Origin of the sequence: Kribbella sp. NPDC056861 (genome assembly GCF_040687575.1) — a bacterium.
Taxonomy (GTDB): domain Bacteria; phylum Actinomycetota; class Actinomycetes; order Propionibacteriales; family Kribbellaceae; genus Kribbella.
This window is the reverse complement of sequence record NZ_JBFBNQ010000002.1, coordinates 288,948-304,954: the sequence shown is the minus strand read 5'-3', so window position 1 is coordinate 304,954 and position 16,007 is coordinate 288,948. Positions and strand designations below refer to the sequence as shown.

Below are 16,007 nucleotides of genomic sequence, written 5' to 3'. Positions count from 1 at the left end.
CGAGGTGGCATAGGGTTCTGGCCCATGAGCTTGGTGGGGAAGTTCGCAACGCCGGGGTCGATCCAGGACGTACCGGTCGGCTCGCCGTTGTACGAGCGCTGGCACACCACGATCGACCGTCTGATCGCGCCGTCGACCTCGCTCAGCGGCGACGGCGCCTACGTCGATCCGAGCGAGCGCGATCTCGATGTCACCGCGACCCGCGCGTACACCTGGACCGGCTTCTCGCGACCGCTGCTGATGAAGCACCGCGACGATCGCACCGCCGCGTTCGCCGCGGGGGAGCAGCGATCCACCCAGATCGAGTACCTCGAATGGCGGGTGGACCGCGACGCCGACGGGGTGATCGTGCGGGTGACCTTCACGACCGAGACACCGGAGTACTGGAAGTTGCTCGCCGCGGTCGACCGCGACCGGGTGGTGGAGCTGTACCAGGAGCTGGTCGATCCCGCGGTCCGGGCCGGCGACCTGTTCGGTGCCAACGGCAAGTACAACCCGTTGAACCGCTGGAACACCACCGACGGGATCGTGCACTACGTGATGCCGATCAACTCGATGAAGGATCTGCTCGGGGTCTCGCAGGAGGTCGAGAAGACCGGTACCGCGCTGGACGGCTACGACGCGTTGCCGTACGGCCGCGAGACCGGCGCCGATGCCCGGATCAACGTCGATCTCTGGTCGATCAACCGGAAGGGCTACGCCGTCGCCACCGAGGATCCGCCCGGCCCGCTGATGATCGACTGGGACGATTCGGGGTGGACCGATCTGGCTGGTGATCCGGTGGAGGACCACTGGACTGTTGTCCGAGGCAAGCGAGGTGCGGCGTTGCGGGTGGTTTACGAAGTACCGGCAGCTGCTGGGTATCGGGTTGGCGATATCCGGATCGGCGGGCGGCCTGTTGCTTTCGGCGGGCAGCTCGCGGAGCACGTGATCATGTCGGCTCATGGAGTGATCGATCGGAGTACCTCGTGAAAGGCGACGCGGCGGCCGCACTGGCCGCACTTGCGGAAACTCGGACGGCGTTGCTGTCAGGGATCGACCTGCCGCCGAGCAGTGGTGGCGCCGCGCCGGGCGGTACTGCGGCCCGTCTCGGCCGGGCGGCTTCGGCAACGATTGGCGCTGAGGGCTTGGTCCCCGAAGCGACTCGCGGTGGGCGGGCCCCGAAGGTGTTGCCGGACGAGCCTGTCTACGACGCCGAGGCTGCGGCTGATGTCCAGGGCAACATCGTCCCTGGTTTCAACAAGGATCATCAGCAGTTCCTGTTCCTGCGCTTCGACGAGATCGAGGACGCTCGCGAGTGGGTCGGCTGGCTGGCGCCCCGGATCACCGCGATGGACGAAGTACTGGATTTCCGGCGGGAGTTCCGCGCGCTGCGGCTGCGGCTCGGTGTGCGCGAACCCGGACTGAGCGCGACCTGGACCGCGGTCGCGTTTTCCTTCCGGGCGATCGCGGCGCTGGCCGGGGATGCCGATGCGCAGGCCTTCGGTGAAGAGAGCTTCCGGCAAGGCCTGGCCGAGCGATCGACGTACCTGGGCGATCCGACGGATCCCGCGCAGCGCGGTCACCGCGCCAACTGGGTCGTAGGCGGACCGGACAACGAAGCCGACGCGTTGGTGATCGTTGCCGCCGACAACATCAAGGACCTGGACACCGCGGTCGAGGAGATCCTGGAGGAGGCCGGCGCGCAAGGCATCACGCTGCTGCACGGCCAACGCGGCGACACGCTCCCTGGGAACCTGCAGGGTCACGAGCACTTCGGGTTCAAGGACGGCATCTCGCAGCCAGGCGTGCGCGGCCGGCGCGCGACCTCGCCGGACGACCACCTGACGCCGCGCTTCCTTGACGCGGACGATCCGCATGCCGACCTCTTCGCCAAGCCCGGCCAGCCGCTGGTGTGGCCCGGACAGTTCCTGCTCGGCGAGCCCCGGCAACATCATCAGGACCCGGCGATCCCGGCCCCGGCCTCCACCGCGTTTCCTGAGTGGGCGCGGCGCGGCTCGTACCTGGTGTGCCGACGGCTCGACCAGGATGTCGCCGGCTTCTGGGAAATGGCGGCGAGTGCTGCCTCTGCGATGGGGACGACTCCGGTGAGGTTGGCGTCGATGCTCGTCGGCCGCTGGCCGAGCGGCGCACCGCTGCTGCGCTCGCCTGACGCGGATGATGCCGCGCTTGCTGGTGATGAGTTCGCCAACAATCATTTCCTTTTCGATGACGACACTCGGCCCTCGGTGCTGGTTGATCTGCCTGGGTATCCGGGGGACGAGCATCGGCCGGCTACTGAGGATTTGCTTGGTCAGGTGTGTCCGTTTGCCGGGCATATCCGCAAGGTGAATCCGCGGGACAGCGGCACGGACTTCGGTGCGCCCGCTGATACCTTCCTGCGGCTGATGCTGCGGCGCGGCATCCCGTACGGCGAACCGCTCGCGGGTGTTGCCGAGCCGTCTGATGAGTTGGTGAACGCTGAGCGGGGATTGTTGTTCGCGGCGTACATGGGGTCGATCGAGGACCAGTTCGAGTTCGTCACGCGGAGGTGGGCGAACTCGCCGGTGCAGCCTCATGTCGGTGGGGTCGACCCGATCATCGGTCAGCGGGATGTGCGGGGTGAGCGTCGTCGTACGGTCGACCTGCCGGCTGATGATGGCTCAACGACGACGATCGAGCTGCCCAAGGATCTCGTCACTCCGACTGGCGGCGGCTACTTCTTCGCGCCACCCATCTCGGCACTCAGCGGTGTCCTCGCCGCTGAGTGAAGACCGCCCGCGACGCGCGCTGTGGTTTCCGCGCGCTTTGCGATGCGGGTGATCTGGGGCGAGGACTGCTGAAGTTTGCGTCGCGGCAGCGCCTCGCGGGGCGGGCCAACTCCATCTGGGCTGGGAGGTCTGCGATGGTGCGGGACTGGATGACCGTCGGCTGCCGATCGATTCTGAGCTAGTGGAGCGCTGGTTCGAAGCCGGGGACGACGGACTCCACCGGGGCGTCTTCGACCTGGAGTGGGGATGCGAGGCTCGCGACGGCGTCGTCCATCGTCTCGTACAAGGCGAACATCTTGTGCAGCTTGGTGATCTTGAAGATCTTCTCGAGTCGCGGGCCGGCAGCGACCAGCAGCAGGGCTCCGCCGAGGGTCGCTGCCTCGCGGTGCGCGCCGACCAAGACACCGAGTCCGGTGGAGTCTAGGAAGCCGACTTTGCTGAGGTCGACTAGTACCGGACGTGGACCGAGTACAGCCTTGAACTCCGCGGTCAGCGCCGCTGCACCTGCCGTCGCCAGATCGCCGACCACCTCTACCGTCAGGTAACTGCCGGCGTCGTGGGTGTGGATGCTTGTTTCGTCTCCATCGTCGAACACGACGGCGTCTCCCCGAGAGTACGGACCGATCCGCGGCTGCTTGCAGAACCACTCGGCCGTGCTTAGAGATACCACCGTTGTCCGTGCTTGATCAACAAGCGCGACCTACGGTGATGTCATCGTTTGCGGATCGGGATGGTTTTTTCCCCGCACCTGCTCCGCTCTCTGCTCCTTCGTCGCGTCGGCGTTCGCTGGCTCCCGCCCACCCTGGGCGCCGGCTCCTGCGTCGCCTGCTTGGTTCGTGTGAGGTGTGGCGTAGCGAGCGCGTGAGGGGTGGCTGGTGTGTGCGGCGCCGGTTCCTGCGTCGCCTGCTTGGTGGAGGCGGAGGGTGTGGCGCGGTGGTCGCGTGACGGGTGGTTGGGCTGGTGGTGCGGTTGATCGCGTGTTGGGTGCTTGACGCGGTGATGGACTCGCGATGCGGTTGGTCGCGTGCTGCGCCGGCTCCTGTGTCGCCTGCTTGGTGAAGGCGGAGGGTGTCGCGCGGTGCTCGCGTACTGGCTGCTTGACGTGGTGGTGGACTCGGGATGCGGTTGGCCGCGTGTGGCGGCGGCTCCTGCGTCGCCTGCTTGGTGAGTGCGGAGGTGCCGCGTAATAGCCGCGTGACGGATGGCTGAGGTAGTGGCGGGCAGGCATGTGTTGGGTGGTTGAGGTGTTGGATCGGCTGCCCGGGTGGTCGGTGCTTGACGTGGTGATGGACCCGCGATGCATCGGCTGCGCCCAGCCCGCCGGGGACGAGGATGAGCACCCCGGCACTACCACACCAAGCAGATCGGCTGATCCGCAACGCAGGCTTACTGGCGTCAGCATCCAGGCACAAGCGAGGTGGCGCCCAGCGCCACGAGCCCGTCGGCGGGCGGGCGTGAGTGGCACTCCCCGCCCGCTCACCTGTCAGCAGGCCCGCCCCAACCATCACCCCGTCTCCCGCAGACCCGCGATCAAGATCTCCACTAGTCGTCGTGCGTCGTAGCGGGCATTGCCACCTCCCGCGCAAAGGCCTCCGACCCCGCGCATCAGTTCGTACGCGTCGACATCAGCCCGGATCTCACCAGCGGCCGCCGCAGCTTCCAGTAGGGCCGAGCAGACCGGCAGCAAGTGGTCGAGGAAGTACGAATGCAGTGGGTCGAAGCACGGGTCGTCTGACTGCAGCACCCCGGCGAGTCCGTGCTTCGTGACCAGGAAGTCGACGAAGAGACTGATCCAGCGGCCAAGCGCGGCATGCGGACTTCCGCCGTTGGCCAGCAGCGCCGGGCCTGCCTCGGCGAGGGCGTCTACCTGGTGGCGGTAGACGGCGAGGATCAGGTCGGCTCGGGTTGGGAAGTGGCGGTAGATGGTGGCTGTGCCTACGCCGGCCTCGGCGGCGATGTCGCGGATCGGGGCTTCCACCCCGGAGGCGACGAATACCGTCGCGGCTGCCGTGAGCAGGGTCTCCTCGTTGCGCTGGGCGTCGGCCCGTTTGGGCTTGCGCGCTTCCGTGCTCACGAGCACCGTCCTTTACTAAACGGGACAGTGTCCCGTATGTTCGATTCGGGACAGCGTCCCGTTTATCCATCATGACAGATCCAGGGGTGAAATATGGCTACCTATGTCCTGGTCCACGGCGCCTGGCACAGCGGTCGGTGCTGGGATCGCGTTGTTCCGCTGTTGACGGCGGCGGGGCATCGAGTGGTTGCGCCGTCGCTGACCGGGCATGGGGACAAGGCTGACTTGCTCAGCCCTGAGGTCGGGCTCGACACGCATGTTGCTGATGTCGTCGGGGTGATCGTTGAGGAGGATCTCACTGATGTGGTGCTGGTTGGGCACAGCTATGCAGGGCTCGTCATATCGGGTGTGGTCAATGAGGTGCCGGGGCGGATCGCGGAGTTGGTCTATCTGGACGCGATGGTTCCGGAGGATGGTGAGACTGCGGTCGACGTGATGCCTGTGACGCAGTTGTTGATCGATGCCGCCGCCGGGGCAGGAAGTGATTGGCGGATCCCGCCGCCTCCACAGGCAGAGGGCAATGTCTTCGGTGTCACCGATTCGGCGGACATCGCCTGGTTGCGCGGGAGGCTGTCGGAGCAGTCGGTTCGGTGCCTTCAGCAACCGGTTCGGTTGGACAACCGGGCGGCGGACGCGGTTCCGCGGACGCACATCCACTGTGTCGTCGGCTTGCCGGAGGGGTACTCGCGGCGACCGGTACCGCCGACGCAGCCGAACGGTACTCCGGCGCAGGTGTGGGAGCTGCCGACAGGACACGACTGCATGATCACCATGCCGGTCGAGCTCTCGGAGTTGCTGCTCAAGCTGGGATAGGTCACCGGCGAGTTGCAGGTTGTTGCAATCCCGTGGCGCACGCCTGCGGCCCCGGCGGGCACTAGCGTTGAGGTATCGAGCCTGGGGGAAACGTGCGTCGGAGTCTGATCGCGGCTGTTGCGGCCGGAGTGTTGTCGGTGGGAGTCGTGGCAGCGGGCGGCTGGTACTACGGGGTGCGCCATGGTGACGGGCCGCTGGGCGAGAGCGGGCTTGGCAACCAACTCTGTTTGCCGGTCGGCGAGGCGAAGGACGTGACCGTCGGCTATGTGCGGATCGACAACAACGGGTCGTCGCCGGTCACGATCACCGGCGTCTCGTTGATCGGCGCCAGAGGGGTGGAGGACGCCGGCGCGCTGCTGCTGCCGGAGCAGCTCAGGGAGAAGTCGAACACCAAGGCCGGCTGGGCATACGGCAACGGACCCTGGGACCGCGAGGCGGGGCAACCGAACCTGGCGGTCGACGCCACGGTTCCCGCGAAGTCGAAGGGGAGGGCGCTGGTCGTTCATCTGCAGCGAGGCGATGTTCTCGGTGAGGGCTACCTGACCGGCGTCCGCGTCGAGTACCGCGCAGGGCTTCGCCGCTATGCCTATGAGGTAGGCCCGGAGACCACTCTTCGCCCGGGGAAGTGCTTCTAGTACTGCCGCCACGGACGGAACACCGGGCCGGAGGGTCCGCTCCGGCAACTTTCCCGCTGATCGGCGCATCATGACCAGTAGTGATGCTGTCTCACGACTGGGGTGAAGGTGTACGGCAAACAGAGAAGCTGGCGAGCGGCGACGGCCGGCGTCGTACTGGCGACCGCGATCGTGGTGCCGGGATCGGCCAACGGCGCGACGACCGCGCAGACCGCGACGAGCTCACAGACCGCGATGACCGTGAAGAATGCGACGACCGCCGCGTGCACGATGTCGCTGGGTGCGATCCGGGCCGACGGACGGGTCAGCGATCAGCTCGTGACCGCCACGACACCACCGACGGCCTCGGCGCCGAAGGTCGGGCCGCAGGTCTTCGACAAGTCCCTCGTACTACGGTCCGCCGGGTCGATGACAGTCGAGCCGATCAGTCCGGGCGGCGGCGAGACCAGGGAGGCGTGGCAGACGCAGGGCAACGACATCCTGCACACCTGGTACAAAGTCGATGCCAAGGGCAACTTGGTGGACAGCGGGGTGACCACCGACCTGGTGCACGGCGATTTCCGGTACTTCGAGACGTCGCGGTACCGCGAGGGCGTCAGCCCGCTCTATGCGCGCACCAACCAATACGCGCTGCGGGCCGACGGCATGCTGATGCGCTGGGCAATGGACGAGCACAACTGGCGGCTGACCCAGACGGGAGCGGCGCCTGGTTATGCGTCGTTCCGGACGATGGCGTTGATCAGCCAGACGCGGACCTACGACACCTTCCTCGGCAGCACCCGCGGGGGTGCGCTCTATACGGTTCGCATCCCGCTCGGTTCTCCGATGAAGCCGGTGGTGACGCTGGTGCGGGCGTCGGGTTGGCAGAACTTCGAGACTCTGGTCGCGGAGCGGTGTGGCTCGGCGGGGACTCTGCTGCTGGCTGTCGACAAGGAGACCAAGTCGGGCAGCGTGTACGCCGTGGGGCACGCGTCGGGCAGCACGACGGTGATGCAGTACCTCGGCAAGATCAGCAACCCAGGTGATGAGGCGAACTTCCGGTTGACCGCACGCCCGTGGATGACCCAGCCGCTCGCCGGCGAGTAGAGGAATGAAGATGACGCGCAAGAACCCTTGGCTCCATCGGCTGCTTTCCGTTGCCGCCGGCACCGCATTGATCTCTGGTCTGGCAGGTTCAGCAGTTGCAGCGCCTACCACCGGGCAGCAGGCGGCGGCTGCCTGTGCGGCGTACACGATGTCCTTCACCGCCGGTGGCGACCACCTTCAGCGGGACTTCCAGGCGACCAAGCCGCCCAGCAAGATCTTCGAGATCACCGGCGCGACCGGCGCCTTCCCGCAGACCCGGCTGAGCGGCGCGATGCTGGCCGAGCCGGTCGACTCCGGCACGCTGTTCTCCGGCTGGGCGGTGAGCGGCGACTCGATGTACGAGATCGGCTACGCGGCCGACCAGGAACGCAAGCTCGTCCCCGGCACGCTGCTGAAGAAGCGGGTCGGCGGCGGCTGGAACGCGTTCACCGAGTTCGAGACCGCGCGGTACTACGAATCGACCGCGCCGACGGCGTACCGGCGGATCAATCAGTACGCGCTGCGCTCCGACGGCACGCTGTTCCGCTGGACGGTGTCGGGGGACGCGTGGACCAAGCCGGTCAGCGCGCCGGGCTTCGCGTCGGTCCGCACGATGGCGTTGATCAGTCAGACCCGGACCTACGAGACCTTCGTCGCCACCACCAAAGGTGGGTCGCTCTACACGGTCCACCTGCCGACCGATGCGACGATGAAGCCGGTCGTGAAGCAGATCTCGGCGCCGCAGAACGGCTGGCAGTCGTACATCGACCTGATCGCCCAGCGCTGCGGCCAGTACGGCACGCTGCTGCTCGCGATCGACCGGAACGCGCGCAACGGCAAACTCTTCGCGGTCGGCCGGGCGAACGGGATGGCGACGGTGATCAACGACCTCGGCTGGATCGGCAACGACTCGTTCCCGGACCCGGTCAACTTCGGCTGGGTCAGCGGGCTGGGCGTCAACCCGCCGCCGAACGGGGAGTGAAAAGCGGGGTAGCCGCCTGGAAAGCGATCGCCGCTAGGGGCTGACGAGCGGCTTCCAACGTTGTAACGTGAAGCAGGATCGCGCAACCGATTCCGCTAGGAGTAGCCGGTGTCCACACCGCTCAAGGTCGCAGTCCTGGGTTTCTGGCACGTTCACGCGAAAGACTACGCAAAGCAGGCAGTAGAGCATCCCGGTACCGAACTGGTCGCCGTCTGGGACGACGACCCGGCGCTCGGGCAACCGGGGGCCGAGCACTTCGGCGTCGAGTACACCGACGATCTGGACGCGCTGCTGGCGCGCGACGATCTCGACGCCGTCACCATCACGACCGGCACCGACGTGCACCGCGACATCATGGTGAAGGCGGCCCAGGCGGGCAAGCACATCTTCACCGAGAAGGTGCTCGCGCCGACGGTCGCCGAGGCCGAGGAGATCATCGCGGCGGCCGACGCCAACAACGTCAAGCTGGTGGTGTCGCTTCCCCGGCTCGCACACGGTTACACGCAGGCGATCCGCGACGTGATCGCGAGTGGTGAGCTGGGCGAGCTCACCTACGGCAGGGTCCGGCTGTCCCACGATGGCGCCATTCCGCGCGATGGCAAGGAGGGCTGGCTGCCGCAGCGGTTCTTCGATCCGAAGGCGGCGATCGGGGGAGCGCTCACCGACCTCGGCTGCCACCCGATCTACCTGCTGCAACTGTTCCTCGGCGCCGCGCCCGAGACGCTCAACGCGACGTACCGGTCGGTGGCCGGGCGTGGGCTGGAGGACAACGCCGTGGTGACCGTCGGCTATCCCGACCAGCGGATCGGCGTGATCGAGGCCGGGTTCGCCAGCCCGAATCCCTTCACCATCGAGGTCTTCGGTACGAACGGCAGTCTCAGCTACACCGACGAAGGCAACGTACTGCGGGTCTCGGGCAAGCAGTTGCCCGTACCGGACCACAGCTTGGATCCGTTCGGCCAGTGGGTCGACCACATCACCAACGACACCCGAGCAGATGACAATCTCGCCCGCGCGGTCGAGCTGACCCGGTTGGTTGTCGCCGCCAACGAGTCCGCGGCCACGGGTCAAGTCGTCGCGTACGAAGGGAAGGAGATCGGCTGATGGCACAGCTCAAGGTCGGGCTCATCGGAGGCGGCGGGATCGCCTCGGCGCACATCAAGGGTTATCTCGCGCACGCCGACAAGATCGGCATCACCGCTGTCGCCGACGCGGTGGAGAAGGCGGCTGCCGACCGCGGCGCCGAGCTGGGCGCGACGCCGTACACGGACTATCTGCAGATGCTCGAGAACGAGGAGCTGGATGCCGTCGACATCTGTCTGCCGCATCACCTGCACCGGGACGCGATCGTCGCCGCAGCCCAAGCAGGCAAGCACATTCTCTGCGAGAAGCCGCTCTGTCTGACAGCGGAGGAGGCCGCGGATGTACGTGCGGCAGTGACGGCCGCCGGCGTGACGCTGATGTGTGCGCACAACCAGTTGTTCATGCCGGCCGTGGCCAAGGCGAAGGAGTTGCTGGACGCCGGGACGATCGGCACGGTGTACGAGGTACGGACCACCGACAGCTTCTACAACAACTTCGATCCGGCGAACATGGGCTGGCGGGCGAGCAGCAAGACCAGTGGTGGTGGCGAGCTGATCGACACCGGCTACCACCCGACGTACCTGCTGCTGCATCTGGCCGGCGGGCTGCCGGTCGAGGCGACCGCAATGCTGTCGACGCATCGGCTGAAGTTCATGGAGGGCGAGGATTCCGCCCAGGTGCTGATCAGGTTCGACAACGGTGTGGTCGGGCAGCTGGTGACCAGCTGGGCCTACCAGCCGGCCCCGAACACCGAGCGGTTCTCGGTGGTCGGGGAGCTGGGATCGCTGCGCAGTGACGGCAATTCGCTGACCACCCAGCTCCGTTCTGGTGAGACGGAGACGGTCGAGCTGGAGCCGGTCGACACCTTCGTCGCCGAGATCGGGCACTTCGCCGACTCGCTGCACGGCAAGACCCGGCCGCTGCACACCGAGGAGGAAGGTATCGCCGTCCTGGGCATCCTGCTGGCCGCCTACGAAGGCGCCCGGTCGAACACGATCGCGCCGATCAGATGAACACGATGGCCGAGACCCCGAGGGTGATGCCGACCAGATAGGTGCCGAGGGCACCCATGTCGCGGAGCGGGCCGTGCGCGGCGAGCGTCTTGGCAGTCAACATGCCGACGGCGTGCAGGGCCCGTACTGCGAACGCGGCGATCGCCAGCGCGTCGACCCACCAGCTGTCGGACAGTGCGGAGCAGACCAGCAGCAGAACGATCATGGTCGGGATGTACTCCGCTGCGTTGCCGTGCGCGCGGACCGCGATCAGCAGCCGGTCGGCGGGGTCGGTCGAGGCCTGGTCGCCGCCGTTCGCGCCGCGGATCGCGCGGTGCCGGGTGACGTTGGCGCCGAGCAGGAACAGCAGCACGCCCAGCAGCGCGATGCAGACGATCGTGATGGTGCTCATGTGAGGACTCCTTCGGGCTGACGAACTGAGGTTGGCTTTTCGGCTGACACTGGGGTTGGGGCGGGGACTGAGGTTGAGGCGAGGAGATGGCGGACGATGGTGTGGCTGAGATCGGTGCCGAGCAGCGCGTCGGTCTTGTGCATGCCGCCCGGGCACGTCACGTTGACCTCGATCAGCCGGCCACCGATCACGTCCAGCCCGGCCAACGCGATGCCGCGCCGACGCAGGTGAGGGCGCAGCGCGGCGACGATCGCGCGGTCATCGCCGTCGATCTCGGCGGGAGCGATCGGCGGGCCGATCCGGAAGTCGTCGGCGCACGGGCGACGGAGTACGGCGCCAAAGAGGTCGCCGTCGAGCAGGAACAGCCGTTTGTTGCCGTGTTCAACTGCTGGAAGGTACTGCTGGGCGATCACCTGGCGACGCCCACCCTGAGTAGCTGACTCCAGCAGCGAGAGTGCGGCATGGTCGTTGCCGACCAGCCAGACATCGAGACCGGCGAACCCGTCGACGGGTTTGACGACCGCAGTACCGACGGCTGCGACGAACTCGCGCAGTCCGGCGAGCTCGGCGCCCACGTACGTCGGTGGGCAGAGCTCAGGGAAGCGGAGCGCGATGAGCTTCTCGTGCAGCGCGCGGATCCCCTCGGGGTGGTTGACCACCCGAGTGCCAGCCAGGTCCAGCAGATAAGTCGTGTGTAGATAGCGCTCGTCGACCGGCGGATCGATGCGCAGTTGGACCAGGTCGAAGCGGGCGACCTCGACGACAGTGGTCTCGACCAGGTCGAACCAGACCGGATCAACAATCCAGCGATGGTCGAAACCGGACGGGTGGCGCGGCCGGAGCTCAAGCCGGCGGGCCCGGGCCAGCAGCTTGCCATTGGCAACAATGAGGTCGGCGGGTTCGCAGGACCAGACCTCGAGACCGAGATCCTGGCTCGCCGCCATCAGGCCGATGGTGGCGTCGACCTCGGCCTGCAGCCCGCTCAGCGGATCGGTGACGAAGAGGACCTCGTTCATGCAACTGGCTCCAAGTCGGGTAGGAATCGGCGGCCGCGGTCGGCCGGGGTGGGGTCGCCCATCGCTGCTGCCTGCCAGTGGTCGGCCAGCAGTGGGAGTTCGGGTTCGAGTTCTCGCAAGGTTCGGCGGCGCAGGTCGTCGTCGTACATGAGGTTTGCGAGAGCCGCCACGACGTGGCCGACTTCAGTTGGCTCTTGGGCGTCGAGGAAGCGGACTTCGAGATAGGTCCCGCGTGGGCGAACCGGCGGGAAGAGTGTGGTCAGGTGATCCGCCGGACCGCCGGTGACGAAGACCTCGGCGCCGGCGGCGAATTCGGCGTACGCGTTGATCGGATCGCCGCGCAGCAGTCGGTCGTCGAAGCCGGTCCGAGCCGGGTCGGCGCGTAGCCAGGTGGTGAGCCGGCCGTCGAAACCGGAGCTCCTCGAGAACAGCGCGGCCAGGAACGGGCCGGCGAGATTGAGTACGCGCCACTGCTCGAGACCGGCCGGGCCCGGCCACCAGTCCAGGCAGACCTGCGTGGACGCGGTCCGGCGCATCATCCGGCGCCCGGCTGGGCCGATCGAGTCGAAGTGGCGATGCATGGCGACGTATCGGGGAGTGGTCAGTTGCAACGGGACCTCGTGCTCGGGGCGTCGATCGCAGGGGAGCGCGTCGATCCGGATTCCTGCTGTGGCGAGGTGTTGTTGGAGGTCGTCGGTCAGGGTGTGGAGTGCGGCTGCTGGATCCGTGGCGCACGGCAGGCTGAGCTCGAGTTGGCCGCCGGGTTCGAAACCGACGTACGGCGCAGCGTGCGCGGAGCGGGCGGCCCGGCGTACTCGGTCGATCGGTACGGCGGCTCCGGTCGTGCTGTCGGCGACCAGGAACTCCTGCTCGATCGCGATCCGGGTGGTCCGGTGGCGGGCCTGGGGGAACAGGCCGGCGACCAGCGGGCGTAGCTCCTTGGTGTCCATGAGCCCTCCTGATACTGTAAGGATTCCTGTCGAAATATTGGAAGGGATCCTTACGGATGTCAAGGGGTCATCTGCCGCGGCCGGACCGCAAGCCGCTGATCGCGCTGATCGACCGGGCGAATCGGGTGATGCAGGCCGACATGGTGCGGAACGCGCATCTGCGCGGCTACACCGAGGTGAAGCCGGCGCACAACGCGGTCTTCGCGACCCTGGGTGAGGAGGGTGGGCGGGCCATCGACATGGCCGAGCGGGCGGGGATCACACGGCAGTCGATGGGTGAGGTGGTCCGCGACATGGTGAGTCTCGGGATCCTCGAGATGTGCCCGGATCCGGCTGATCGGCGGGCGAAACTCGTCACCTACACGGAGTACGGGCGGCTGGTCGCGGGGCGTGGGTTCGAGCGGCTGATCGAGCTGGAGCAGCGGTTCGACGAGGAGTTCGGGGTGGCGGAGTACGCGCTGGCTCGCGAGGTTCTGGACCGGATCGGCGGGCTGCTGGACAGGTACGCCGCCGAGGAGACCGAGGTCGGGTAGCCGGGGTTGACCGGCTGGTGGCCGAGGTCTATCGTCGAGATCAGAACCTGGACATCAAATATCCAGAATAACGAGATTGAGGAGAAAACCATGGCGAAGCGGATCTTCCTGGCCGGCGCTTCCGGAGTGATCGGGCAGCGGCTGATCCCGCTGCTGGTGCAGGACGGGCACGTGGTCGGTGGGATGACGCGCTCGGCCGGCAAGAAGGCGTTGCTGGAGCGGCTCGGCGCGGAGCCGATCGTGGTCGACGTGTTCGAGCGCGAGGCGCTGCTGCAGGCAGTGGCGGACTTCCGGCCCGACCTGATCGTCAATGAGCTGACCGACCTGCCGGACGACCTGGCTCAGATCGGTGATCACGCGGAGCTGAATGCGCGGATCCGCACCGAGGGCAACCAGAACCTGATCGACGCGGCCCGGGCGAGTGGATCACCGAAGTTGCTGGTGCAGAGCGTCGCCTGGCCGATGCCGGCCGGACCTCAGGCGGAGGCCATCGTGTCGCTGGAGAAGTCGGTGCTCGCCGAGGGAGGCGTGGTGCTGAGCTATGGACAGTTCTACGGGCCTGGCACCTACAACGAGCAGCAGATCCCCGCGGAGCCTCGGGTGCAGATCGACCGTGCTGCCGAGCTGACCGTCGCAGCACTCGACGCCGCCTCGGGCGTCGTCATCATCACTGACTGAGGAGTCCGTTGTGTCATCACCACAGATCTCCACCCGGCGTACGTTGCCGGCCGGTTTGGCCTTGGCGGGTGGGGCAATCACGTTCACCAGCATGTACCTCGCGGCCGGCGCCCTGACTCCGCTGCTGGTGGTCTACAAGGAGCAGTGGGACTTCGCGCCGTCCATGCTGACGTTGGCGTTCGCTGTCTACGCGATCGGCTTTCTCGCCGCGGTACTGACCGCGGGATCGTTGTCCGACTACCTCGGCCGGCGGCCGGTACTGATCGGCGCGCTGGTCGTCCAGGTTGCGTCGAACCTGCTGTTCCTGTTCGCCGCTGACGTCGGCTGGGTGATCGCGGGCCGGATCGTGCAGGGCGTTGCCAGTGGGGTGGCGACCTCGGCGTTCACCGCGGCGCTGGTCGAGGTCGCGCCGGCGAACCGGAAACGGCTCGGCACCATCCTCGGCAGCGTGGGGTTGACCGGCGGTCTCGGTGGCGGCTCGTTGCTCGCCGGGCTCGCGATCCAGCTGACGCCGTCGGCGAACACGGTCATCTTCGTGGTGCTCACTGTCGCCACCGTGCTGGGGATCTTCGCGATCGCGTTCTCGCCGGAGACCGCGCCGCGGGCAGCCGGGGCGTTGCGTTCGCTGGTCCCGCGGCTCGCCTTCCCATCGGCCACACGCAGGGAGTTCATCGCGGCTGCCCCGGTGGTCGCCGCGGTCTGGATGCTCGCGGGACTGTCCGGTGGGTTGGCGCCGAGCATGGTCCGGAGCGTCTTCCATATGGACAGCGGACTGCTCAACGGGTTCGCGGGATTCGTCGCGCCGGCGGTCTCGGCCGTGATCGGCTTGGCCTTCGCTAACGTCGCGCCGCGGCGGGCGATGACGATCGGGATCTACGCCTCCATTATCGGCGCGGTCGGCATTATCACCGGGGTCTTGGTCGGCAGTCTGGCGGTCGTGATCGTTGGGCAGGCCGTTGCGGGCGTTGGTTTCGGGGCGTCCTTCACGGCGGCGCTGCGGTTGATCTTTCCGCTCGCGGCGCCGCATCAGCGCGCAGGGGTGGTGGCCGGCATCTACCTTGTCTCGTACCTCGCGCTGGGGGTGCCGATCATTGTCGAGGGTCAGCTCGTCGGGCCGCTGGGCGAAGTACCGGCTGTCTTCTGGTACACCGCGGTCACGATTCTGCTGGCGGCGATCAGTCTGATTGCGCAGCTTCGCCTTCAGAACAGCCAGGGATCTCCCGGTCGGCGGTCAGGTCTGAAGCCCATGGACGACGCCAAGGTGGCGGCGTCGGCGAGCCCGGTGGCGAGGGCTGCAGGCAGGTGAGCGTCGCTGCCGAAGGTGACGCGCCGGCCGCCTTCTTCCGGCCACCAGCCGAGGATCGTCGGGTGCAGGGGGAGTCTGGTGTTGATCTCCAGCGCGCGTTCACCGTCGGCCAGGGCTCGCAGGGCGAGACGTAGTTCGTCCTCGAAGTCCTTCGGCTCGAAGGGCTTGGCGTCGTCGGGCCAGGAGCGGATCGGGTAGTCGATGTGGGCGAACACCTCGAACAGGTCCGACCCGTTCACCATGGCCGGAATCTCGCGGAGGTAGGAGCGGAAGACCTGGTCAGCGGGGTGGGCGGGGATCAGCTCCCACGGTTCGGCGTACTCGGTGCCGTCGAGCATGCAGTGCAGTGAGCCGAGCAGTCGATCAAAGGTGCCTTGGGCAAGCAAGTTGTCGAGCTCCGGTCCGTGGAGATGGGGTTGCCCGATCTCCAGGCCGGTGAGGATCCTGAGCTGCGGGTATTTCGCCCGGCACCTCTGCACCGACTCCAGGTAGCCCTGGGCATCGAGTTCGGGGGCGTGCATGATGCCGTCGGTGACGAAATCCGGGAACTTGCCGGCCAGGAAGCCTGCCCGGAACGGCGTGAAGTCGACATGTTCGGTGAACGCGACCGACGGTACGCCGAGCTCGACGGCGCGAGCGCAGGTCAGCTCCAGGTCGCCTTCGTCGGCATCCCAGGAGAACTCGCTGTGCACGTGGCCGTCGCCGGGGAGGTCCATGT

17 protein-coding genes are annotated in these 16,007 nt (G+C 67.2%); 11 read left to right on the top strand and 6 right to left on the bottom strand.

Features of this window, described 5'->3' with window-relative positions:
- Nucleotides 1-24 precede the first annotated feature (24 nt).
- Both AB0P21_RS08495 and AB0P21_RS08490 read left to right on the top strand, forming a co-directional pair.
- Nucleotides 25-972 carry a hypothetical protein gene (locus AB0P21_RS08495; protein WP_363694890.1) on the top strand — a complete coding sequence of 316 codons (948 nt, stop codon included), beginning with the start codon at nucleotides 25-27 and terminating at the stop codon, nucleotides 970-972.
- Entirely contained in the window at nucleotides 969-2,750 is a 1,782-nt protein-coding gene (locus AB0P21_RS08490; RefSeq protein ID WP_363694889.1) for a Dyp-type peroxidase, read from the top strand. The genes AB0P21_RS08495 and AB0P21_RS08490 overlap by 4 nt, the downstream gene beginning before the upstream one ends.
- A gap of 178 nt (nucleotides 2,751-2,928) precedes the next feature.
- Here the strand turns inward: AB0P21_RS08490 and AB0P21_RS08485 are convergent, their stop codons facing one another.
- Together AB0P21_RS08485 and AB0P21_RS08480 are read right to left on the bottom strand one after the other, a co-directional pair.
- Nucleotides 2,929-3,345 carry an STAS domain-containing protein gene (locus tag AB0P21_RS08485; RefSeq protein WP_363694888.1) on the bottom strand — a complete coding sequence of 139 codons (417 nt, stop codon included), beginning with the start codon at nucleotides 3,343-3,345 and terminating at the stop codon, nucleotides 2,929-2,931.
- 909 nt (nucleotides 3,346-4,254) lie between these two features.
- Entirely contained in the window at nucleotides 4,255-4,824 is a 570-nt protein-coding gene (locus tag AB0P21_RS08480) for a helix-turn-helix domain-containing protein (protein WP_363694886.1), read from the bottom strand.
- A 93-nt stretch (nucleotides 4,825-4,917) separates the two neighbouring features.
- Between AB0P21_RS08480 and AB0P21_RS08475 the strand changes: the two genes are divergently transcribed.
- The 6 genes from AB0P21_RS08475 (at nucleotide 4,918) to AB0P21_RS08450 (ending at nucleotide 10,415) form a co-directional block, all read left to right on the top strand.
- The gene (locus tag AB0P21_RS08475) at nucleotides 4,918-5,637 is read left to right on the top strand and encodes an alpha/beta hydrolase (protein WP_363694885.1); all 720 of its coding nucleotides are present in this window, start codon (nucleotides 4,918-4,920) and stop codon (nucleotides 5,635-5,637) included.
- Between the two features lie 92 nt (nucleotides 5,638-5,729).
- Nucleotides 5,730-6,272, top strand: a complete 543-nt coding sequence (locus AB0P21_RS08470; RefSeq protein WP_363694884.1) for a hypothetical protein — start codon at nucleotides 5,730-5,732, stop codon at nucleotides 6,270-6,272.
- A 108-nt stretch (nucleotides 6,273-6,380) separates the two neighbouring features.
- A complete protein-coding gene (locus AB0P21_RS08465; RefSeq protein WP_363694883.1) occupies nucleotides 6,381-7,358 on the top strand; it encodes a hypothetical protein in 978 nt (325 codons plus the stop codon).
- 10 nt (nucleotides 7,359-7,368) lie between these two features.
- A complete protein-coding gene (locus AB0P21_RS08460) occupies nucleotides 7,369-8,319 on the top strand; it encodes a hypothetical protein (protein WP_363694881.1) in 951 nt (316 codons plus the stop codon).
- Between the two features lie 108 nt (nucleotides 8,320-8,427).
- The gene (locus AB0P21_RS08455; protein ID WP_363694879.1) at nucleotides 8,428-9,423 is read left to right on the top strand and encodes a Gfo/Idh/MocA family oxidoreductase; all 996 of its coding nucleotides are present in this window, start codon (nucleotides 8,428-8,430) and stop codon (nucleotides 9,421-9,423) included.
- Nucleotides 9,423-10,415, top strand: coding sequence for a Gfo/Idh/MocA family oxidoreductase (locus AB0P21_RS08450; RefSeq protein WP_363694877.1), 993 nt, complete (start codon nucleotides 9,423-9,425; stop codon nucleotides 10,413-10,415). Before AB0P21_RS08455 ends, AB0P21_RS08450 begins: the two co-directional genes overlap by 1 nt.
- Here the strand turns inward: AB0P21_RS08450 and AB0P21_RS08445 are convergent.
- The 3 genes from AB0P21_RS08445 to AB0P21_RS08435 are packed head-to-tail and all read right to left on the bottom strand — an operon-like array spanning nucleotide 10,408 to nucleotide 12,772.
- Nucleotides 10,408-10,806, bottom strand: a complete 399-nt coding sequence (locus AB0P21_RS08445; RefSeq protein ID WP_363694875.1) for an MAPEG family protein — start codon at nucleotides 10,804-10,806, stop codon at nucleotides 10,408-10,410. The genes AB0P21_RS08450 and AB0P21_RS08445 overlap by 8 nt on opposite strands.
- Nucleotides 10,803-11,822, bottom strand: a complete 1,020-nt coding sequence (locus tag AB0P21_RS08440) for a glutathione synthase (protein WP_363694873.1) — start codon at nucleotides 11,820-11,822, stop codon at nucleotides 10,803-10,805. Before AB0P21_RS08440 ends, AB0P21_RS08445 begins: the two co-directional genes overlap by 4 nt.
- Entirely contained in the window at nucleotides 11,819-12,772 is a 954-nt protein-coding gene (locus AB0P21_RS08435; RefSeq protein WP_363694871.1) for a glutamate-cysteine ligase family protein, read from the bottom strand. The genes AB0P21_RS08440 and AB0P21_RS08435 overlap by 4 nt, the downstream gene beginning before the upstream one ends.
- Before the next feature lie 56 nt (nucleotides 12,773-12,828).
- On the opposite strand from AB0P21_RS08435, the gene AB0P21_RS08430 reads away from it, so the two are divergent.
- The 3 genes from AB0P21_RS08430 (at nucleotide 12,829) to AB0P21_RS08420 (ending at nucleotide 15,289) form a co-directional block, all read left to right on the top strand.
- Nucleotides 12,829-13,305: a MarR family winged helix-turn-helix transcriptional regulator gene (locus tag AB0P21_RS08430; RefSeq protein ID WP_363694870.1), complete on the top strand. Its 477-nt coding sequence runs from the start codon at nucleotides 12,829-12,831 to the stop codon at nucleotides 13,303-13,305.
- 90 nt (nucleotides 13,306-13,395) lie between these two features.
- Nucleotides 13,396-13,983 carry an NAD-dependent epimerase/dehydratase family protein gene (locus AB0P21_RS08425; RefSeq protein WP_363694868.1) on the top strand — a complete coding sequence of 196 codons (588 nt, stop codon included), beginning with the start codon at nucleotides 13,396-13,398 and terminating at the stop codon, nucleotides 13,981-13,983.
- Nucleotides 13,984-13,993: 10 nt separating this feature from the next.
- Nucleotides 13,994-15,289: an MFS transporter gene (locus tag AB0P21_RS08420; protein WP_363694866.1), complete on the top strand. Its 1,296-nt coding sequence runs from the start codon at nucleotides 13,994-13,996 to the stop codon at nucleotides 15,287-15,289.
- Here AB0P21_RS08420 and AB0P21_RS08415 read toward each other — a convergent pair.
- Nucleotides 15,184-16,005, bottom strand: a complete 822-nt coding sequence (locus AB0P21_RS08415; protein WP_363694865.1) for a PHP domain-containing protein — start codon at nucleotides 16,003-16,005, stop codon at nucleotides 15,184-15,186. The two genes, AB0P21_RS08420 and AB0P21_RS08415, sit on opposite strands and share 106 nt — an antisense overlap.
- Nucleotides 16,006-16,007: the final 2 nt, after the last annotated feature.